Genomic DNA, 20,805 nt, shown 5'->3' with positions numbered 1-20,805 from the left:
GGCAGGCGCGCCCGTCAGATGTCCAGGAAGCGGACGTCCTTGGCGTTGCGCTGGATGAACGAACGGCGTGCCTCGACGTCCTCGCCCATCAGGACGCTGAACAGCTCGTCGGCGGTGGCGGCGTCGTCCAGGGTGACCTGACGCAGCGTCCGGGTCGCCGGGTTCATCGTGGTCTCCCACAGCTCCGGGTAGTTCATCTCGCCGAGGCCCTTGAACCGCTGGATGTCGTCCGGCTTGGCGTTCGGCTTCTTCTGCTGACGCAGCGCGATCAGCCCGTCGCGCTCCCGGTCGGAGTACGCGTACTGCGCGTCGTCGCCCTTCTTGTTCCACTTGATCTTGTAGAGCGGCGGGGCGGCGAGGTAGACGTGACCGAGCTCGACCAGTGGCCGCATGAAGCGGAACAGGAGAGTGAGCAGCAGCGTCTGGATGTGCTGACCGTCGACGTCGGCGTCGGCCATCAGCACCACCTTGTGGTAGCGCAGCTTCTCCATGTCGAAGTCGTCGTGGATGCCGGTGCCCAGCGCGGTGATCAGCGCCTGCACCTCGTTGTTCTTGAGCACCCGGTCGATCCGGGCCTTCTCCACGTTGAGGATCTTGCCGCGGATCGGCAGGATCGCCTGGGTACGCGGGTCGCGGCCCTGCTTGGCCGAGCCGCCCGCCGAGTCACCCTCGACGATGAACACCTCGGACTCGCGCGGGTCGGTCGACTGGCAGTCGGCCAGCTTGCCCGGCATCGAGCCGGACTCCAGCAACGACTTGCGACGGGCCAGCTTGCGCGCCTGCTGGGCGGCGATCCGGGCGCGGGCGGCCTGGGACGCCTTGGTGATGATGATCTTCGCTTCGGCCGGGTTGCGGTCCAGCCAGTCGACCAACCGGTCGTTGCAGACCCGCTGGACGAAGCTCTTCACCGGCGTGTTGCCGAGCTTGGTCTTGGTCTGACCCTCGAACTGCGGGTTGGTCAGCTTGACCGAGATGATCGCCGCGAGGCCCTCGCGGATGTCCTCGCCGGAGAGCTTCTCGTCGCCCTTGAGCAGCTTCTTGTCCGCGCCGTAGCGGTTGACCACGCTGGTCAGCGCGGCCCGGAAGCCCTCCTCGTGGGTGCCGCCCTCGTGGGTGTTGATGTTGTTGGCGAAGGTGTAGACCGATTCGCCGTACGACTCGTTCCACTGCATGGCGATCTCGAGCGACATGCCCTCTTCCTCGGCACCGAACTCGATCACCGTCTTGTGCATCGGGCTCTTCGAGGCGTTGAGGTGCCGGACGAAGTCGGCGATGCCGCCCTCGTACTGGAAGGTCACCTCGCGGAGCTTGCCCTCCTCGCCCTCGGCGACCCGCTCGTCGAGCAGATGGATCTTGAGGCCACGGGTCAGGAAGGCCATCTCCTGGAGGCGGCGGTAGATGGTCTGGAAGTCGAAGTCGACCGTCTCGAAGACGTCGGGGTCGGGCCAGAAGGAGACCGCCGAGCCGGTGGTGTCGGTCGGCTCGCCCTTCTCCAGGGTGGTGGGCTTGGAGTGGTGGTACTCCTGACGCCAGACGAAGCCGTCCTTGTGGATCTCCACCGCCATCTTGGTGGAGAGGGCGTTGACGACCGAGACGCCGACGCCGTGCAGGCCGCCGGAGACCGCGTACGCCTTGCCGTCGAACTTGCCGCCGGCGTGCAGCACGGTCAGCGCCACCTCGACGCCCGGCTTCTTCAGTTTGGGGTGCAGGTCGACCGGGAAGCCACGCCCGTTGTCGGTGACCCGTACGCCTCCGTCGGCGAGCAGCACCACGTCGATCGTGTCGCAGTGACCGGCCAGCGCCTCGTCCACCGCGTTGTCGACGACCTCCCACACCAGGTGGTGCAGGCCCCGCTCGCCGGTGGACCCGATGTACATACCGGGCCGCTTACGGACCGCCTCCAGACCTTCGAGGACGGTGATCGACTCGGCGCCGTACTGCTGATTGTCCTGCGCTGCCACCCTCGGCCACTTTCTCGCGCCGTCCGCGCCGTCAGGCACGTCCGGCGCAGGTTCGGCGGACAGGACGCGACGTCGGCACGCAGACCGGCACCGGGAACAATTCCGGGTTACGGGTCGAACGCGCCGGTCGCCGCGGGTGCCCGCGGATCGCGATCGGCTCGACCCGAGTCGGACAATGATCGCGGGCCCGTGTCGGACCCGTGACCCGTCGCTCCGCACCGGGTCTTCGTCTCACACCAATCTTACTGTGCGCGGGCGACAGAACCACCACTCGGCACCCCTTCGCGGCGGCTGAGATTAACGCAGCGGGCCGAACCGCGCTGTCTGCTACTCCCCCTACACGCAAGGGCATGATCGCCGGATCCGTCGCGTGACGGCGACACGACCCGGGTGACGGCCCCGACGGTGCTACTGGCCGGTATCGCCCACCATTGGCGTTGCCGCCCTTCAGGTGGCGGGCCGGCCTTGATCTTTCACGGCCGGAACCGGACGATCGACCCGATTGACCCACCGTGCCCGTTGAGAGGTGACACCAAGATGGGGCTGGACAACGTCGCGGTCCAGTGGCCGCGGACCGGCCAGTTCTACGATCCGGTCGCGCCGGCCGACTTCGTCGACTTCGGCGAGATCGTCGACGTACCGGGGATCTCGGCGCCGACCGCCGCGCTCGCCGAACTGATCGCGAAGACAGGTACGGTCCGGGCCACCGCGTACACAGAGGTGGTCGATCTGATCCTCGGACTCGACGGTGTGCTCTACGCCACAGACGCGGCGGCGGAGGACGAGGACCCGGTCATCGACCCGGACGGGTGCGCCTGGATCGCGGGCGGCATCGAACGCTTCGTCATCACGCACCGGCCGCACGGCGAGGCGGTCACGTTCGAGTCGGTCGGCACCGTACTGCGGTCGCTGCTCGCCGACGGTCGCCTGGCCGAGCAGCAGTTGCGGTGGCTGGACAGCAGGCTGGACGCCCTGCTGGACGAGAGCGGCGCACCCCCGCAGTGGACCTTCACCTGCGCCGAGTTGAGCGTGGTGGCCGCCTTCTACCGGCGTTGCGCCGAGCGGGGCTTCGCCGTCTACGCCGAGTCGGCGGCGCCGCGCCGGGCCGCACAGTCCTGACGCGCAGGCGTACGCCGCACCTTCCGGGGTGCGGCGTACGCCACACGCATTCCGTCAGCCGTACGTGTCCCGGGGGCCACGGCCGCGTACCCGCCGTGGCCCGCGAGACCAGGAGGGCGCGGCCGGGCCGTGGATGTGCAGCTTGCGCACCACGTTGTGGCCGACCTCCCGGCCGATCTGTTGCAGCAGCGACCCGGCGAGCAGGCGGAGCTGGGTGGCCCAGGCGGTGGACCTGGCCTCCACGGTCAGCTCGCCGTTCTCCAGCTTGACCGGGCGGCTGTGCTGGGCCACCTCCGGCCCGACGACCCGCTCCCAGGCACCGAAGACGGTCGCCTCGGCGGCCGGCTGCTGCCATCCGCGCGCCTTCACCAGCCGCGCCAGCACCGTGCCGAGCAGTTGCGGATCACGCGGGTCGGGCCCCGGGCCGGAGTAGCCGCGCAACCGCCGCTCGCCCGTACCCGCTCCGGCGGCGCCGCGTCGGCGCGGCTTGGCGGCCTCCCGACGGGCCTTCGCCGCGTCCAGCACCGCCCGAGCGAGCTGCGGCCCGGACGCGCCGTCGTCACCGGCCGGCGGGCTTCCCGCGCCCGCCGGGCCACCGTCGGTGGCGGATCGACCTGAGTCGTTCGAGGGCGACGCACCGGCCTCGTCGCCGCCCGTCGGGGCGGCCTTGCCCGCCGCGCCGCGCGTCGTCCGGCTCCGGGTCGCACGTCGGGGCGTTGCGGCACCGTCGTCGGTCCCTCGGGCGCGGGGACGCGGGCGCTCCGGTTCATCCGACACGACGCACCGTCCCTTCGGCCACCTCGAAGCGGACGCCGCGCAGTGCCGGCGGTACGTCGTCGGCGACCGCGCAGGTCACCAGCAACTGGCTGGCACCGTCGACCAGGCCGGCCAGCCGTTCCCGCCGTCCGGAGTCCAACTCGGCGAAGACGTCGTCGAGCACCAGGACCGGTTCGATCCCGTCGCCGCGCAGCAGGTCGTAGCCGGCGAGCCGGAGCGCGAGCGCGAACGACCACGACTCGCCGTGGCTGGCGTACCCCTTCACCGGCAGCGGGCCGAGGGTGAGGGCGAGTTCGTCGCGGTGCGGACCGACCAGGGTGGTGCCCCGCTCGATCTCGGCGGACCGGGACTCCGTGAGCGCGGCGGCCAGGATCTCGGCCAGTGCCTCCCGGTCGGTGGTCGGCTCGGCGAGTTCCACCGACGGTCGGTACGCGATGCCCGCCGCGCCGCGTCCGGCGGCCACCGCGTCGTACGCCTTGGCCACGTGCGGCGCCAGCGCGGCGACCAGTTCCAGCCGGCCGGCGAGCAGCTCGGCGCCGTGCCGGGTCAGGTGGGTGTCCCAGACGGCCAGGGTGGAGAGGTCACCGCCCCGCGAGCCACCGGTCTTGCGGGCCAGGTACGCCGTCCGCAGCAGTGCGTTGCGTTGCTTGACCACCCGCTCGTAGTCGGCGCGCACCCCCGCGTACCGGGGCTGGCGCGACACCAGCAGGTCGTCGAGGTAGCGGCGGCGTTCCGCCGGGTCGCCCCGGACGAGTTCGAGATCCTCGGGTGCGAACAGCACCAGCCGCAGCGCGCCGAGCACGTCCCGGGCGCGGCGGGCCGGTGAACGGCCGAGCCGGGCCCGGTTGGCCTTGCCCGGCACGATCTCCAGCTCGACCAGCAGTTCCCGGCCCTCGTGCACCACCGCGCAGCGGATCACCGCGGCGGTGGCCCCGGCACGCACCAGCGGCGCGTCGGTGGCGACCCGGTGCGAGTCGAGCGTCGCCACGTAACCGAGCGCCTCGACCAGGTTGGTCTTGCCGACGCCGTTGGCGCCGATCAGCACGTTCGGCCCCGGTTCGAGGTCGACGCCGACCCGCTCGTACGAGCGGAAGTCGACCAGTTCGATCCGGCGGACGTACACGGGGCCGGGCGCCGGTCAGCGCTTACGGACGGCGTGCCCGCCGAACTGCTGGCGCAGTGCGGAGACGGCCTTCAGCGCCGGTGACTCGTCCTGCCGGGAGGCGAACCGGGCGTAGAGCGACGCGGTGATGACGTGGAGGGGTACGGCGAGCCGGACCGCCTCGTCGACCGTCCAGCGTCCCTCGCCGGTGTCCTCGGTGTAGTCGCTGAGCTGGTTCAGCTCCGGGTCCTCGTCCAGCGCCCGGTCGAGCAGGTCCAGCAGCCAGGAGCGCACCACGGTGCCCTCGCGCCAGGACTTGATGACGCCCGGTACGTCGGTGACCAGCTCCGAGGCGGCCATCAGCTCGAAGCCCTCGGCGTAGGCGTGCATCAGGCCGTACTCGATGCCGTTGTGCACCATCTTGGCGTAGTGGCCGGCGCCGACCGGGCCGGCGTGCACGAAACCGAACTCGCCCTCGGGCTTGAGCGATTCGAAGATCGGCTTCAGCCGCTCGACGTGCTCCTCGGCACCGCCGACCATCAGGCCGTAGCCGTTCTCCCGGCCCCAGACCCCGCCGGAGACCCCGACGTCGACGTAGCCGATGCCGCGCTCGTTGAGGCGCTCGGCGCGCAGGGCGTCGTCGCTGAACCGCGAGTTGCCGCCGTCGATGATCAGGTCGCCCTCGCCGAGGACCTCGGCCAGTTCGTCGATCGTGGCGTCGGTGACGGCGGCGGGCACCATCACCCAGACCGCTCGGGGCGCATCCAACTTCTCCGCCAGCTCGGCCAGGCTGGTGACGTCACTCAGCTCCAAGTTGTGGTCGAGACCGACCACCTCGTGACCGGCAGCGCGCAACCGCTCGCGCATGTTGCCGCCCATCCGGCCGAGTCCTACCAGGCCGAGCTGCATCGGTTCTTACCTTTCGTGGGTTTCGGGTGTGCTCTGCCGATCAGCGGGACACGCGGATCGGCATGATGAGGTACCGGTACCCAGGGATGAGCTCGCCATCCTCACCGGCGGGGGAAATCACCGCAGGCTTGAAGGCGTCGACGAACTGCAACACGGCGAACTGGGACCCGAGGTTTGCCAGTCCGTCGATCAGGTACTGCGGGTTGAAGCCGATGGTGAGCGGCTCGCCGGTGAAGGTGGCCTCCATGGCCTCGCTGGCCCGGGCCTCCTCGGTGCCGCCGGCCTCGACGACCAGCCCGTCGGTGCTGAAGCTGAGCAGCACCGGGGTGGTCCGCTCGGCGACCAGCGCGACCCGCTTGACGACCTCGATGAGCGTGCTGACGGCCACCCGGGCGTCGGCGTTGTGGGTGGCCGGGAAGAGGGACCGCACCGGCGGGTAGTTCGCGCCGTCCAGCAGGCGACTGGTGGTCCGCCGGGTGCCACCGGAGAAACCGATCATGCCTTCGCCGGCAGCGCCCTGGGAGAGGGCGAGGACGACGTGGCCGCCGAGCGGCCCGAGGGTCTTGGCGGTGTCGTTGAGGGTCCGCGCCGGCACCAGCGCGTTGATGCTGATGTCCGCGTCGTCCGGGTTCCACTCCATCTCACGCAACGCCAGCCGGTAGCGGTCGGTGGCGAGCATGGCCAGCGTGCCGCCGGAGAGCTCGACGCGTACGCCGGTCATCATCGGCAGCGTCTCGTCCCGGCTGGCGGCGACCGCCACCTGGGCGACCGCGGCGGCGAAGGCGGCGGCGTCGACGGTGCCGGCGCTCTCCGGCATCTCCGGCAGGGTCGGGTAGTCCTCCACCGGCATGGTGGGCAGGGTGAACCGGGCGCTGCCGCAGACCAGTTCGAGGTGGGCCCCGACCGCGGCGATGTCCACCGGCTTGGCCGGCAGTGCCTTGGTGATCTCGGCGAGCAGGCGACCGGAGACCAACGCGGCGCCGTCGGCGTCGCCCTGCACCTCCACCGTCACCTGGCTGGAGACCTCGTAGTCGAAGCCGGAGACCTGCAGGCTGCCCTCGGTCACCCGGAGCAGCACCCCGGCCAGCACCGGTACGGACGGCCGGTTGGGCAGGCTCTTCGCGGTCCAGGCCACGGCCTCGGCGAGCGCGTCGCGCTCCACTCGGAACTTCATCAATGCCTCCGCGTCGACGTCGACGTCGTCAACTCTCTCATGCCGGCCGCTACCCGCCGACCCACCTGGCGTGCGGGTACCCATCGAACCTTAGGGCGCGAGGGTATCGGCTGTGCGCCCGACCCCGGCGATCGAGTCGATGCTGACGGGTGCCCCCGGCAGCTTCGGCCCGATCCACAGGAAGTCCAACGGTGATGATTGGTTTTCGTTCTTTTAGAAGAGATAACCCATCGTCTTCATCGCACCTGTGCAAACTGTGGAGAACTCGCGTCGACGCAGGTCAGAGTGGTTATCCACCGGTGGGTTAGCTGTGGAGAACCTGGGGTACAACCGGCCTGTCGGTCCACAGGCCCCCGTCGTGCACCGCGTTGTCCACCGTCGTCCACCGGTTGTCCACCGGTAATCCACCGACTTTCTCCCCAGTCCTGTGGACAACGGAGACGGCCTCGGACCCCGTCATCCCCAGAACCTTCAACAGGGCGTCCACAGGCGGGCCGTCGCCGGTGGACAGAGCGACGAGTTGTCCCCAGTCGCCCACAGGCGTCCACAGGGTTGTCCCCAGGGTTTCTCCACAGCCTGTGGGTAACTGGGTGCCGACCGTCCGTGGTTATCCACCGGCGGTGGACAACGAGCTGTGGACAACGAGCGCGAGCCGGAGCGGACACGCCTCCGAGGGTGTGGTCTACACCTCGTCGAGGGTCCACGGTCGATACCGAAAAGAGACCCGGCCGAGGCTCCGGCCGGGTCGTGGAAACCGCTGTGGGACGCGCGTACGCCTCAGGTGTTCTGCTTGATCCGGTTGGTCAGCTCGGCGATCTGGTTGTAGAGCGAACGCCGCTCGGCCATCTGCTGACGGATCTTGCGGTCGGCGTGCATGACGGTGGTGTGGTCCCGGCCGCCGAACGCCTGCCCGATACGGGGCAGCGACAGGTCGGTCAGCTCCCGACACAGGTACATGGCCACCTGGCGGGCGTTGACCAGTACCCGGGAACGGGAGTGCCCGCGCAGGTCCTCCAGGCTGACGCCGAAGTAGTCGGCGGTGGCGACCATGATCTGGTCGGCGGTGATCTCCGGGCCGGCACCGTCCGGGATGAAGTCCCGCAGGACCTCCTCGGCCAGCGACAGCTCCACGCTCGACCGGGTCAGGCTGGCGAAGGCGGTGACCCGGATCAGGGCACCCTCCAGTTCCCGGATCGAGTTCGAGACCCGGGAGGCGATGAACTCCAACACGTCCGGCGGGGCGTACAGCCGCTCCTGGGCCGCCTTCTTCTGCAGGATCGCGATCCGCGTCTCCAGGTCCGGCGGCTGGATGTCGGCGAGCAGGCCCCACTCGAACCGGGTCCGCAGCCGGTCCTCCAGCGTCGCCAACTGCTTCGGCGAGCGGTCGGAGGTGATCACGATCTGCTTGTTGGCGTTGTGCAGCGTGTTGAACGTGTGGAAGAACTCCTCCTGGGTGCGCTCGCGGTTCTCCAGGAACTGGATGTCGTCGATCAGGAGGATGTCGACGTCGCGGTAGCGGCGCTGGAACGCACTGGTCTTGTCGTCCCGCAGCGAGTTGATGAAGTCGTTGGTGAACTCCTCGGTCGAGACGTACCGGACCGAGCGGGCGTTGCCCAGCGTGGTGGCGTAGTGCCCGATGGCGTGCAGCAGGTGGGTCTTGCCCAACCCCGAACTGCCGTAGATGAACAGCGGGTTGTACGCCTTCGCGGGCGACTCGGCCACCGCCACGCTCGCCGCGTGCGCGAACCGGTTCGAGGAACCGATGACGAACGTCTCGAACATGTACTTCGGGTTGAGCCGGTTGCCGCCGCTGTCCGCGCCGGTCGGCAGCCGGCGGTCGTCACGTCCGACCGGGCGGTGGTCGGGACTGCCTCGACCGGGCCCGCTGTCGGTGCCGCCGTCGTTCGGCATGGCCCGGATCACGTGCTGGTCGCGGGGGGAGACGCCGTGGTCCTCGCCGTACCGGCCGGCGAAGCCGCGTGGGCCGTTCGGCGGCGGGTCCAGACGACCGGTCTGCTCGGTGAAGCCGAGTCGGTCGGCGGGCCGTCGGGGCACCTCGGTCGGCCGGTCGTGCTGCCGGTCGTGCTGCCGGTCGTGCTGCCGGGTCGGCTCACCGAAGGCGTGGCCGAAGAGTGTCTCCTGGCCGTCGACCATCGCGGGACCGGTACGTCCGCCGCCGTCCGCCGGTGGCACCTCCGCCACGGGCCGGTCGAACCGGCCGGGCTGTGGCTGTTCCGGGATCAGGGGGAGCTGTTGCCGACCGGTGTCACCGGCGGGGCCTCCGTCCGGTCCGCGAGCGTCGTAGTCGACTGGGCCGTCCGGGACGCCGATGCCGGACTCCGGGACACTGCGGTAGACGGTGCCGGTGGGATGTCCGTCCTCGGGTACGCGGACGGTCACGGCGACCTGGATCGGTCGACCCAGCCGTCGGGTGAGCGCCTCGGTGATGGCCGGGCGCAGCCGGGACTCGATCACGTCGCGGGTGAACGCGTCCGGCACCGAGAGCAGCACGGTGTCCTCGACGATGGCCCGCAACCGGGTCAGCCGCAGGTACGCCCGCTGCTGCGCGGAGATGATCTCGTCGGCGAGCTCGTCCGTGGTCGCCGTCCACACCGCGGCAAGGTCGGTCGTACCGGCCACCGTCGTGCCACCCCCTCGCCTCTGCTCCCCGGACGCCGCCGTCTCCCGGCTGTCCGGATGCCGGGTACCGAGCGGTGTGACCTCTCACCCACCCGGACGCCGAACCGGTCGTCCTCCACAAGTTATCCACAGCCTGTGTACCGACCGATTGTGGCCGCCCGCCGGGCGCGGGTCGGACCTGCCCCCTGCCGTGGCCGGGGGCTGAAGCGGGTTCACCGTGCCGAACGATTGACTACCGTGTCCGGTCTTGCCTGGCGGCGACATCCCGGAACTGGAGACGCTGACCGCAATCGGGCACGGTAACAGCGATGTCGCCGCATCATCAACCGTCGACGGGCCTGGCGCGTTGTCGGCATCAGCGAAATCCCCCGCTTTCGGGCGGTTGTCGCCGCAGGTGAAGGCCCGACTACGCCGGTTTGACGGTGATTGCCCCCCGCCCTAGGGTGGAGGGGCTGCTCTTACGCCCTCTGCTAGGGTGATGGGTGCTTGCTGCCCATGGTCGCGCCCCGTAACGCCGGGGTGACAAGCCACTCGGGCAGCGCCGATCGGGGCCACCGCAGCGGCGGCCTGGACCACCACGACCCGGACGATCCATGTGTCTGGGCGTCCGACAACGGAGAGCCTGACGTGAGCAAGCGCACCTACCAGCCGAACAACCGCCGGCGCGCGAAGACCCACGGCTTCCGGCTGCGCATGCGCACCCGGGCCGGCCGCGCCATTCTTTCGACCCGTCGCGCCAAGGGCCGCACCCGCCTGTCGGCCTGAGGCCGACAGGGTCCGCTCCGGGGACGGCAGTCGTGCTGGCGGCCGCGCAACGACTGCGGCGCAGCATCGACTTCGCCGCAGCGGTTCGCGGTGGCCGACGAGCCGGTCGGGGCACGCTCGTCGTGCACCTGACCCTGCCGGTCACACCCGGAGCCGCAGACGTAGCGCCGGAGCCGGCGCGGGGCGGTGCGGAGTCTTCCTCCGCACCGGTGTCCCGCGCCGGCTTCGTGGTTTCCAAGGCGGTCGGGCCCGCGGTGGTCCGTAACCGGGTCCGTCGCCGGCTGCGGCATCTGACCCGGGAACGGCTCGCCGCCCTGCCGGCCGGGAGCACCCTCGTCGTACGCGCTCTGCCGGCCGCCGCCGACGTGACGTACCAACGGCTCGGTGCGGACCTGGACGCGGCGCTCGCCGCCGCCCGGGCCGGCCGGGAACGGCGGCCACGGTGAGCTCAGAGCCCAGGTCGCCGCGCCCGGCTACCACCGGTGCCCGGGTGCTGACCCTGCCCGTCATCGCGTACCGTCGGTGGATAAGTCCGGCGTTGCCGGCCCGCTGTCGGTTCTACCCGTCGTGCAGTGCGTACGCCCTGGAGGCGATTGCCCGGCACGGCGCGCTGCGGGGAGCCGGTCTGACGGTCCGGCGACTGTCGCGCTGCCACCCATTCCATCCTGGTGGATACGACCCGGTACCGGAGCCGGGTAGCCGCCGACCTGCCGACGTGACTGGAGCCGAGAATTGAGTCTCGACTGGATCTACTACGCGATCTCGTGGATCCTGCTGGCCTGGCATTCGGCCTGGGAGGCCATCGGGATTCCCGACGCCACGGTCCTCGGCACGAACTGGGCCTGGATTCTGGCCATCGTCTTCCTGGTGGTCACCGTCCGGGTGATCCTGTTCCCGGTCTTCGTCAAGCAGATCAAGTCGCAGCGGGCCATGCAGGCGCTCCAGCCGCAGGTGAAGGCGCTGCAGGAGAAGCACAAGGGTGACCGGGAGACGCTCCAGAAGGAGATGATGGAGCTCTATCGGAAGGAAAAGGCCAACCCGTTGATGGGCTGCCTTCCGATGTTCCTCCAGATCCCCGTCTTCCTCGGCCTGTTCCACGTCCTGCGTCGCCTCAACCCGGACCCGGCGAAGAACAACAAGGACATCTACGGCTGGACGGTCGACCAGTTCAACAGCGCCTCGGACGCGACCCTCTTCACCGCGCCGATCGCCAGCAAGTTCGGCTCCACCGCAGCGGAGTTGGCGCAGCTCGGTGCCAACGGCACCGTCGTGAAGATCATGGCCGGTGTCCTGGTGCTGGTGATGATGGGCACCACCTACCTCACCAGCCGCCAGATGATCCTCAAGACCGGCTGGGCCGAGGACCCGCAGCAGCGCATGATCCAGCGTCTGATGCTCTACGGCATCCCGCTGTCGCTGCTCATCTCCGGTGCCATCTTCCCGATCGGTGTGATCATCTATTGGGTCACCAACAACCTCTTCACCCTCGGCCAGCAGCAGTGGGTGCTGCGGAAGTTCCCGCCGCCGGTGACCGCCACCAGCAAGCCGGCCACCACGACCGCCGCCGCGCGGAACGGCGCGCAGCCGGCCAAGAACCGTGGTCTGTTCGGCCGCAGCAAGCCGGCCGAGGCGCCGCCCGCGCCGGCCGCTCCGAAGGTCGCCGGCCCGAAGCCGGGTGTGAAGCCGGCCAACCCGAAGAAGAGTCGCCCCGCCAAACGGCAGGGCTGAAACGTCCGGGCCGCCGTCGGGAGACCGACGGCGGCCCGTTGCGCGACGTGCTGCCGCCGAGAGGCTGGCGCCGGAGCGTGGAAGCGCCGCCTACGACGTGGCGAACGGGCGACACTGCCCTACAGACGTGCCCGTGGGCACCGGCGACGTCCCGCCGGCCGCGGGAAACCAGCGGACCCGAGGTCCGGCCGAGTGAGTACGGAGATGACACCGTGACCGACACCAGCATCCCCCGCGCCGACCAGCCCCTGGACGACGAGGAGCCGACGGCGGCGGCTCCGGTCGACGGCGAGCCGGAGGAGACCGACGCCGAGAAGGCGCCGAGCAAGGCCGCCGGTGAGAGCGACCTCTTCCGGCAGAGCGAGATCGCAGCCGACTACGTCGAAGGGCTGCTCGACATCCTCGACTACGACGGCGACATCGACGAGCTGGTGTCGGGCGGCCGTCCGGTGGTGGAGGTCGTCGGCGGCCGGCTGCAGAACCTGGTCGGCCAGCGCGGCGCCACCCTGGAGGCACTCCAGGAACTGGCCCGGCTCGCCGTCTTCCGGCAGACCGGCTCGCCCAGCCGGCTGCTGCTCGACGTCGGCGGCTACCGGGCCAACCGGCGCAAGGAACTCGCCGCAGTGGCGCGCAACGCGGTCGAGAAGGTCAAGGAGCACGGCGAAGCGGTACGCCTGGAGCCCATGTCGGCCTTCGAGCGAAAGTGCGTCCACGACGTGGTGAACGCGATCGACGGTGTGGAGAGCGAGTCCGAGGGCGTCGAGCCCAGCCGTCGCATCGTCGTCCGGCCCGCGGGCTGACGAGTGACCGCAGACGACGCCAGGGGCGTTACCCCGTCCGGCCCGGGTGGTACGCCGCCCGGGCCGGCGGCTGTCCCGCCCCGGCTGGACCTGTCCCCGGGGTCCGCCGCCGACCGTCCCGACCCCACTACGGCGGTGCTGCCGCCCGACCTGGCCGAGGCGGCCCGGCGTCTCTTCGGTGACCGGCTCGACCTCGCCGCCGCCTACGCCGAACTGTTGGCCACCGACGGCGTGGTACGCGGTCTGATCGGCCCTCGGGAGACGCCCAGGCTCTGGGACCGCCACCTGTTGAACTGCGCCGTGGTCGGCGAACTGATCCCGCAGGGCGCGACGGTCGTCGACGTCGGATCGGGGGCCGGCCTGCCCGGTCTGGTGCTCGCCATCGCCCGGCCGGACCTCACGGTGACGCTCGTCGAACCACTGGCTCGGCGGGTCGTCTTCCTCGACGAGGCCGTGGAGTCGCTCGGTCTGACCACCTCGGTGCGCGTGTTCCTTGGGCGAGCCGAGGAGGCAGTCGCCGAACCGGAGTTGCCGCCCAGTGACGTGGTCACCGCCCGGGCGGTAGCGCCACTGGACCGACTCGCCGGCTGGTGCCTTCCGCTGGCTGCGCCCGGCGGACGCCTGATCGCACTCAAGGGCGCCTCAGCCGCCGACGAGATCGCCGAGCACGCCGAGGCGGTGCACCGCCTCGGCGGCGGGGAGCCGGTGCTACGCCGCTGCGGCGAGGGCGTCATCACGCCACCGACCACTGTGGTCGATATCGTCCGTGAACGGGTGGTCGCTCCGCCCGCCAAAACGACCCCCAAGAAGTCCCGCTCCCGCCGCCGCTAACCGCCTGCGGGTAAGGAAGGGCCCCTTTCTAACGCCTGGTGCATAGGAAGGGTCCCTTCCTAACCCTCCAGCCGCCGGAGGGCGGTGCCGGGCGCTCGGCGGGCGACAGCCAGTGGCGAAGAAGCGGGTCGGACAGTGCTGTCCGGTGCCTCCGTCAATCCGCCACCTGTCCCGGGTTGTGTCATCGTGATCGGCGGGTTGCGAACCCGACGTGGACCCGCCACGCCTCTGCGCCGTAGGCTGACCGCGCGTCGATAGTGTGGAGCGGGCGGCGATGGTCTCCTCCGTGGGCCGGCCGCTCCCGCCGGGCGGTACCTCTGCGAGGACAACGCGAAGGGCCCGGGTGACGGGTGCAGACCGACCATCCGAAGCGGGCAGGGATGACAGGTGCATGACGACGGCAGGTACGACGATCCGCGCGTGACCGGGTCAGCGGGCGACCCTGTTTCACGTGAAACCGACTACCCGAACTGGCGCTCCCACGGAGGCGCGCAGGACCCGCCGGAGTCCATGCGGGACATGCCGACGTCTGGCGTACCGTGGTCCCCGAGCCCGGAATTCTCGTCCGGTCGGGACGCGTCGGACGGGGCCGGTCGACCCGTCAACGCCACCCCTGACGCCCGCGTGATCCCGATCCGCCGCAACACCTCGGCCGCCGCGCGGTTCGAGGCGGCGACATATCAAGCGGCTCCTGGAGTGGTGCCCGACCCCCGTCCGGCCCCCGACACGCCCACCCCGTCGGCCGGGCCCTACGAGCCGGCCGATACCGAGGCCGCGTACGTTTCACGTGAAACTCCGACGCGCGAAGAGGATGATCCACCGTTGGCAATGGAGGCGATGCGCGCCGTGCAGATCCTGAACCCCAGTGGCGAGGTGACCATGCCTCGGCCGGAGCGGACCCGGGTCATGTGCGTCGCGAACCAGAAGGGCGGCGTCGGGAAGACCACGACGACGGTGAACCTTGCGGTGGCCTTGGCCCTGCACGGCAACCGGGTGCTCGTGGTCGATCTCGATCCGCAGGGCAATGCCTCCACGGGGCTGAACGTGCCGCACCACACCGGCGTACCGGACGTCTACGACTGTCTGATCAACTCCGTCCCGCTGGCGGACGTGGCTCAGGCGGTCGAGGGCATCCCCAACCTCTGGTGCGTACCGGCCACCATCGACCTTGCGGGCGCGGAGATCGAGTTGGTCTCGGTGGTGGCCCGTGAGTCGCGGCTCTCCCGCGCGATCGAGGCCTACCCCGGTCACTTCGACTACGTCTTCATCGACTGCCCGCCGTCGCTCGGCCTGTTGACCGTGAACGCGTTGGTCGCGGCCCAGGAGGTGCTCATCCCGATCCAGTGCGAGTACTACGCGCTCGAAGGGCTGAACCAGCTCATCAACAACATCAACCTGGTACGCCAGCACCTCAACCCGCGCCTTGAGGTCTCCACGATCCTGCTCACCATGTACGACCGGCGTACCCGACTGGCGGACGCGGTCGAGCAGGACGTGCGGAACCACTTCGGCGACAAGGTGCTCCAGGCGGTGATCCCGCGCAACGTACGCGTTTCCGAGGCGCCCAGCTACGGCCAGTCGGTGGTGACCTACGATCCCGGATCACGGGGGGCGACGAGTTACTTCGAGGCCGCCCAGGAGATCGCCGAGCGTGGGGTCAAGGAGCCGGTGAGCCGGAATGCGTAGTGCGGTAGAGGCGCTGGGAGGCGTGGCATGAAGAACCGTCCTCGGGGCGGTCTGGGTCGGGGCCTGGGGGCACTCATCCCGACCGGGCCGGTACAGGAGCCGGAGGCTGCCGGCGTCGGCGCCATCGCGAACGGGGTGGTCGGAGCGCCGGAGGTATCCGCGCCGCCCGTACCCGAGAAAGCGCCGCTTCCCGTAGTAGCGCCGGATCCGGTCCCGGTCCTCAGCCCGGTGCCCGGCGCCCGGTTCGCCGAGATCTCGGTCGACTCGATCGTGCCCAACCCGAAGCAACCCCGGCAGGTCTTCGACGAGGAGGCGCTTGAGGAGCTGAAGACCTCGATCCAGGAGGTGGGTTTCCTCCAGCCCATCGTGGTGCGGCAGCTCGACGACGAGAAGTTCGAGCTCGTCATGGGCGAGCGGCGGTGGCGGGCCGCCCAGGCAGTCGGCCGCGAGAACATCCCGGCAATCGTCCGCGACACCCGCGACGACGCGATGCTGCGGGACGCCCTGCTGGAGAACATCCACCGGGCAAACCTCAACCCGTTGGAAGAGGCCGCCGCCTACCAGCAGCTCCTGGAGGAGTTCGGGGCTACCCACGAAGAGCTGGCGCGCCGCATCGGCCGCAGCCGCCCGCAGATCTCGAACACCATTCGCCTGCTCAATCTCCCCGCCCAGGTGCAACGGCGAGTGGCCGCCGGAGTGCTCTCCGCCGGTCATGCCCGGGCACTGCTCAGTCTTGAGGACGCGGAGACGCAGGAAAAGCTCGCGTTGCGCATCGTGGCAGAGGGGCTGTCGGTCCGCGCCACCGAGGAGATCGTCGCGCTGACCCTCAGCGAAGGCCCGAGCAAGACGGAAGCGGCCAAGCGCCGGCCGAAGCCCGTCGCTCCTGCCCTGAACGACCTCGCAGACCGGCTCTCCGATCGGTTCGACACCCGAGTGAAGGTCGACATCGGGCGGAGCAAGGGCAAGATCACGATCGAGTTCGCCACGGTCGACGACCTGGAGCGGATCGTCGGCATCATCGGGGTCGAGGGCGAGGAAGCACAGAACTGAGCCACTCTCGTCCGACCGACGGCCGCGCCCCGAGGGGGTGCGGCCGTTCTTCTATGGCCGCCGGGGTGATCGAGGCCAACCGGTGCCGCAAGGACCCCAAGCCCCACGACACCGCCCCTCACGGCCCGCCTGAGGCCAGCGAGGCCGTTGCGGGTACGCTCGCCGCGTCTCAGCCCAGCCAAGAGCCGTTGAGCGCCGGACGCGAAGGGCCGAGCGAGCCCGACCATCGGGTTCAGGCCGACGGAGTGGCGCCAAGGCGCGGAACCCTCACCGGACAGGTGGAGGTTCGAAGCGGAGGCTTGGTCGTGGAGAGGCTCGGGGCGTTCCGCCGGATGTTCTCGGGCGATGACAAGCCTCGGGTACGGACGGACGAATGAATGAACCTCCACGGACCAGGCTCGGCGCAACCGCCTCGACAACAGACGTGCCGGTGGTCGTTTCACGTGGAACAAGGTCGTAGTGGGGAGTAGGCGGGCGGACGAGGCGCTCGACGGACAAGCGGGCATTCAGAGTCCGCTACATGCTCGACGGCCGTGCACCGCCAAGTCGGCGCAAGCCTTTCGTGCCCTTGGGAAAGAGGGATGCAAGAGGCCAACTCGTTCTCCGGAGGCGGCGCGAACGTCTCGGCGTGCAGTCACGGTCCTGCTCTCCGGTCACCGCGCTGTTCGGTCGTGAGGAGCTGACCGCTAGCTTTTCTGTCATCGCTATCGGCCCGTCCGGGCGAGTTCCGCCCTCCTGGTTCGTGCACGGTCGCGGGAGGGCAGGGGCTCCGGCGTCGGCTGAAGATCGCACGTGACTCCGCGCGCGCCAAGCCCGTTTCACGTGAAACGGGCTGCTGGCGCCTGCCGGGTGGTTCGCGGGGCTATGGCGACGGTCTTCGCGTTGGCTGCGGACCGGGTGCCGGCGCCTTGGTGCTGCGGCCAAGGGCTCATGACGCGATACACCGCAGATGACAGAAGGTTGTGATTTGCGTCCGTGATGACTAGCGGCGGGCCGGAGCACGTGGGCCCGGGCATCGCTGAAGACTTCGGCCGCCCGGTTCGCAGCGGCGGGTGGCCGAGACCAAAGTGACCTCGGAGCCGAAGCGGGTAGCGCCGTCCAAGGGGAAGGGGCGCCCCTGCACATCGAAGGAAGCCGCCCGGCCTTCGCGCACCCATCAAAGCGACACGTCAGGCTGCGTCCGAGAAACTGAGTGAGGGGCCGATCCGCAAGCGTCCTGCCCATCGGATCGGCTGCCGACTGCTGGCCAGACTCGCGCCTGCTTGGCGAATGACGTCGCCCGGTCCGCCCGCCCCATCCGCGTCCTGTCGGACCGCCAACCCGGCCCCGGCTCGCCCGTCGGCGTGCCCATCCGCCCGTCTGTCGACCGCCTGCTGGCTCGCCGGCCCGCCCGTCCTTCCGCCGGACCCGCCGGCTGGCCCCGCAGGCTGGCCCGGCCCGCCGGCCCGGCCCGCCGGACAGGTCCACCCGGGCGACTGGGCGTTGCTGTCGGACAGACCACTGGGCACGCCCGCCCGGCTCGTCGATTGACATGTGCCCACCGGCTCGGTCCTCGCCCACCCGCCAGACCGCTTGGCTCACAAGTCGGTTCGTTCAGCGCCACCGCTCGGCTCGCCAGCATGCCCACTCACGGGAGAACGGAGACAGGGGCAGCCGTGCCGCGAAGGGCCGACGAAGGACTCTGTTGCGTGGGGCATGCGGCTTCAGAAGCTTCGGCGACATCGACCCACTGAGGCCAGGGACCGCGCTGCGACCTCCGATGGCATCGCCGTTTCACGTGAAACGGGCGACAGCAGGAACGACCGGAAGCGGCTTGAAAGTTATCCACACCGGTTTTCCACAGGCCGGCGCCGTTTCACGTGAAACCGAGGGCCAAAACCCTTGCCGAACTGGGGATGACGACAGTTGCAGGCCGACGTGCAAGCCTGTGGATAACTCTGGGGAAAGTGGGAGTGTGTGCTGCTGTCGCGATCCGAGCCGCTGCGGAATCGAACATGCTTCGGGTAGGGACACTGGTGCCGTACTCGGTTAGGGTCAGCCTCGTGCACGACACCCCTCCCTCAGTCCCGGACTTCACCCAGTGGCCGTCTTTCCCCTTCGAAGGTGACCTGCAAGTCAAGCGACTCGACGAGCCGGTCGCGGTGGAGCCGCCCCGCAAGGGCGAGGCGCACCGTGAATGCACCGCATGTCAGGCGCCCGACGAGGCGTACATCTGGGTCGGTGAGAGGTGGCGCGTACGGGCGATGGACCGACCCACCGGCCTGCCGATGGTGCTCATCCTGGAGTCCCGGTCGCACCTCGATCTCGGTGACCTGCCCAACCTGCTCGCGGCCGAGTTGGGGGTGATGACGGTACGGCTGGAGCGCGCCATCCGCTCGCTCGACGGGGTGGCCCGGGTACACGTCAACAGGTGGGGCGACGGATCGGCGCACCTGCACCTCTGGTTCCTTGCCCGACCGTACGGGCGGCTGCAACTACGCGGGACGTTTCTTTCCCTCTGGGATTCGATCCTGCCGCCGATCTCCGAGGACCAGTGGCGGGAGAACCTGGCTATGGTAGCCGCCTGGCTCGCGGAGTTCGGCGGCCGACCGTTGGCCGAGCCGCCCCGCATCCAGTGGCAGGCGCCGTCCAGCCTCGCCGCCCAGGCGGCACCCGCTGCGGAGAGTCGCCAGCCGAGCGAGGGTGGGTCGCTCCTGGACGTCATCGGCGAGACGGCCGAGCCGCCGGACGTGCTCCAGGTCGACGAGGACTCTCCCACCGATCGGACGAGCGGTCCGTCCGGCACCACGCTTCCCGAGCAGGCCATCGAGGAACAGGCCGAGGAAGCACCGGCCGGGAAGCCCGCGGACGCCGAGAACAACGACGCCGAGTACGAGGACGTCGAGGGCAGGAACGTCGAGGGCAAGGACGCCGGGTCGACCGCTGCGGCCGACGATCCGGCCGCAGCCCGCCCGGCGCCCGATCAGAAGCCCCACGACAGGGGTGCCGGGACGCCGCCGGTGGAGTCGGCCACCAGCGCAGGAACGGCAGCGCCGGCCCCTGGCCGGGAAGGTACCCGCCCGGCCCAGTGATCCCGCCCGCGCGAAGGGCTCCTCCAGGTGGGCCAGGACGTCAGCAGGCCGGAACACCAGGCAGGCAGTGACCACAACCAGGCAGGCAAAGGGAGATCGCGGCACCCCGGCAGCGGCGCTCAGCGTGGCGCTGAGGGGACGTACGGCTGATCAGCAGTCCCGAGGGTGCCGGCGGATCGGCGGAGCCGTCAGGAGGCTCTCAGCGGGTGGCGGCTCGGGCGACCAGGTCGGCGATCACCTGGCCGAAGTCCAGCCCGGCCGCCTGGACCGCGAGCGGCAGCAGCGACGTCTCGGTCATCCCCGGGGAGACGTTGACCTCCAGCACGTGCGGCTGACCGGCCGGGTCGACGATCAGGTCGACCCGGCTGAGGTCCCGTAGGCCGAGTGCGGTGTGGGCGGCCAGCGCCACTTCCGCCACCGCGTCGGCCACCGCCGCGTCCAGCCGGGCCGGCGTGTGCCAGGTCGTCCGGCCTGCGGTGTAGCGGGCGGCGTAGTCGTAGACGCCGTTGCGGGGCACGATCTCGACCGGCGGCAGAGCCTGCGGGCCGTCGCCCAGGTCGATGACGGAGACCGCGACGTCCATGCCGGCCACGTACCGCTCGACGAGCGCGGTCGAGTCGTACGCGAAACAACCGACCATGGCGGCCGGCAGGGACGCGGCGTCCCGGACCACGGCGGCGCCCAGACCGGAGCCGCCCTGCGCGGGCTTCACCATCAGCGGCAGTCCGAGCCGGGCGACGATGCGGTCGAGTACGGCCACCGCGCCCAACTCGCTGAACCGGTCGTGCGGCAGGGCCACCCAGTCCGGGGTGGCGATACCGGCTTCGCGTAGCACCGTCTTGGCCGACGGCTTGTCCCAGGCGAGCCGTGAGGCACGGGCGTCGCACCCGACGTACGGCACGCCGCAGAGGTCGAGAACGCCACGGAGTGAGCCGTCCTCGCCGGTGGCGCCGTGCAGGGCGATCACCACGGCGTCCGGCGGATCGGAGTCCAGCGCCGGCAGCAGGGCCACGTCCGCGTCACGCAGCTCGGCCTCCATGCCGACGGACCGCAGCGCGTCGAGCACCCGGCGGCCGGAACGCAGCGACACGTCCCGTTCGTACGACAGGCCACCGGCGAGCACGAGGACGTGGAGGTCGTTGGTGGCGGGACCGGACACGACGGTTTCTCTGGCAGCGGTGGCACCCATGCC

At 70.3% G+C, this 20,805-nt stretch carries 17 protein-coding genes; 10 read left to right on the top strand and 7 right to left on the bottom strand.

The annotated features are described in order from the left end of the window. Positions 1–14 precede the first annotated feature (14 nt). On the bottom strand, positions 15–1,961 hold the full coding sequence (gene gyrB, locus HUT12_RS32145) for a DNA topoisomerase (ATP-hydrolyzing) subunit B (protein WP_131053424.1): 1,947 nt from the start codon (positions 1,959–1,961) through the stop codon (positions 15–17). A gap of 537 nt (positions 1,962–2,498) precedes the next feature. Here gyrB and HUT12_RS32140 point away from each other — a divergent pair. Next, positions 2,499–3,080, top strand: a complete 582-nt coding sequence (locus HUT12_RS32140; RefSeq protein ID WP_131053425.1) for a hypothetical protein — start codon at positions 2,499–2,501, stop codon at positions 3,078–3,080. A 54-nt stretch (positions 3,081–3,134) separates the two neighbouring features. Here the strand turns inward: HUT12_RS32140 and HUT12_RS32135 are convergent, their stop codons facing one another. The 5 genes from HUT12_RS32135 to dnaA form a co-directional block, all read right to left on the bottom strand. After that, positions 3,135–3,857: a DUF721 domain-containing protein gene (locus HUT12_RS32135; protein ID WP_254877014.1), complete on the bottom strand. Its 723-nt coding sequence runs from the start codon at positions 3,855–3,857 to the stop codon at positions 3,135–3,137. Next, a complete protein-coding gene (gene recF / locus HUT12_RS32130; RefSeq protein WP_131054419.1) occupies positions 3,847–4,980 on the bottom strand; it encodes a DNA replication/repair protein RecF in 1,134 nt (377 codons plus the stop codon). The genes HUT12_RS32135 and recF overlap by 11 nt, the downstream gene beginning before the upstream one ends. A gap of 15 nt (positions 4,981–4,995) precedes the next feature. Continuing rightward, entirely contained in the window at positions 4,996–5,868 is an 873-nt protein-coding gene (gnd, locus tag HUT12_RS32125) for a phosphogluconate dehydrogenase (NAD(+)-dependent, decarboxylating) (RefSeq protein WP_131054418.1), read from the bottom strand. Between the two features lie 40 nt (positions 5,869–5,908). Next, positions 5,909–7,042 (bottom strand): DNA polymerase III subunit beta, encoded by a 1,134-nt coding sequence (dnaN, locus tag HUT12_RS32120; protein ID WP_131054417.1) that lies wholly within the window; start codon positions 7,040–7,042, stop codon positions 5,909–5,911. Positions 7,043–7,819: 777 nt separating this feature from the next. Continuing rightward, positions 7,820–9,682 carry a chromosomal replication initiator protein DnaA gene (gene dnaA, locus HUT12_RS32115; protein WP_176095602.1) on the bottom strand — a complete coding sequence of 621 codons (1,863 nt, stop codon included), beginning with the start codon at positions 9,680–9,682 and terminating at the stop codon, positions 7,820–7,822. A gap of 627 nt (positions 9,683–10,309) precedes the next feature. On the opposite strand from dnaA, the gene rpmH reads away from it, so the two are divergent. The 9 genes from rpmH (at position 10,310) to HUT12_RS32070 (ending at position 19,613) form a co-directional block, all read left to right on the top strand. Further along, positions 10,310–10,447, top strand: a complete 138-nt coding sequence (gene rpmH, locus HUT12_RS32110; protein ID WP_067300964.1) for a 50S ribosomal protein L34 — start codon at positions 10,310–10,312, stop codon at positions 10,445–10,447. A 32-nt stretch (positions 10,448–10,479) separates the two neighbouring features. Continuing rightward, positions 10,480–10,893, top strand: a complete 414-nt coding sequence (gene rnpA, locus HUT12_RS32105) for a ribonuclease P protein component (RefSeq protein ID WP_131054415.1) — start codon at positions 10,480–10,482, stop codon at positions 10,891–10,893. Between the two features lie 44 nt (positions 10,894–10,937). Next, positions 10,938–11,183 (top strand): membrane protein insertion efficiency factor YidD, encoded by a 246-nt coding sequence (gene yidD, locus HUT12_RS32100; RefSeq protein WP_217706055.1) that lies wholly within the window; start codon positions 10,938–10,940, stop codon positions 11,181–11,183. Further along, the gene (yidC, locus tag HUT12_RS32095) at positions 11,180–12,175 is read left to right on the top strand and encodes a membrane protein insertase YidC (RefSeq protein WP_131054413.1); all 996 of its coding nucleotides are present in this window, start codon (positions 11,180–11,182) and stop codon (positions 12,173–12,175) included. Before yidD ends, yidC begins: the two co-directional genes overlap by 4 nt. A gap of 212 nt (positions 12,176–12,387) precedes the next feature. Continuing rightward, positions 12,388–12,975, top strand: a complete 588-nt coding sequence (locus HUT12_RS32090) for a R3H domain-containing nucleic acid-binding protein (RefSeq protein ID WP_131054412.1) — start codon at positions 12,388–12,390, stop codon at positions 12,973–12,975. A 90-nt stretch (positions 12,976–13,065) separates the two neighbouring features. Next, positions 13,066–13,806: a 16S rRNA (guanine(527)-N(7))-methyltransferase RsmG gene (gene rsmG, locus HUT12_RS32085; RefSeq protein ID WP_254877098.1), complete on the top strand. Its 741-nt coding sequence runs from the start codon at positions 13,066–13,068 to the stop codon at positions 13,804–13,806. Positions 13,807–14,193: 387 nt separating this feature from the next. Then, positions 14,194–15,492, top strand: coding sequence for a ParA family protein (locus HUT12_RS33305; protein ID WP_303393510.1), 1,299 nt, complete (start codon positions 14,194–14,196; stop codon positions 15,490–15,492). A 27-nt stretch (positions 15,493–15,519) separates the two neighbouring features. Continuing rightward, positions 15,520–16,542, top strand: a complete 1,023-nt coding sequence (locus HUT12_RS32075) for a ParB/RepB/Spo0J family partition protein (RefSeq protein WP_131052121.1) — start codon at positions 15,520–15,522, stop codon at positions 16,540–16,542. 2,042 nt (positions 16,543–18,584) lie between these two features. Next, positions 18,585–19,613 (top strand): hypothetical protein, encoded by a 1,029-nt coding sequence (locus HUT12_RS32070; protein ID WP_254877013.1) that lies wholly within the window; start codon positions 18,585–18,587, stop codon positions 19,611–19,613. 199 nt (positions 19,614–19,812) lie between these two features. Here HUT12_RS32070 and HUT12_RS32065 read toward each other — a convergent pair whose 3' ends face one another. After that, on the bottom strand, positions 19,813–20,802 hold the full coding sequence (locus HUT12_RS32065) for a D-alanine--D-alanine ligase (protein WP_176095599.1): 990 nt from the start codon (positions 20,800–20,802) through the stop codon (positions 19,813–19,815). Positions 20,803–20,805: the final 3 nt, after the last annotated feature.

It is taken from the genome of Verrucosispora sp. NA02020, from assembly GCF_013364215.1.
Classification (GTDB): Bacteria; Actinomycetota; Actinomycetes; order Mycobacteriales; family Micromonosporaceae; genus Micromonospora.
This window is presented reverse-complemented; position numbering and strand designations above follow the sequence as displayed.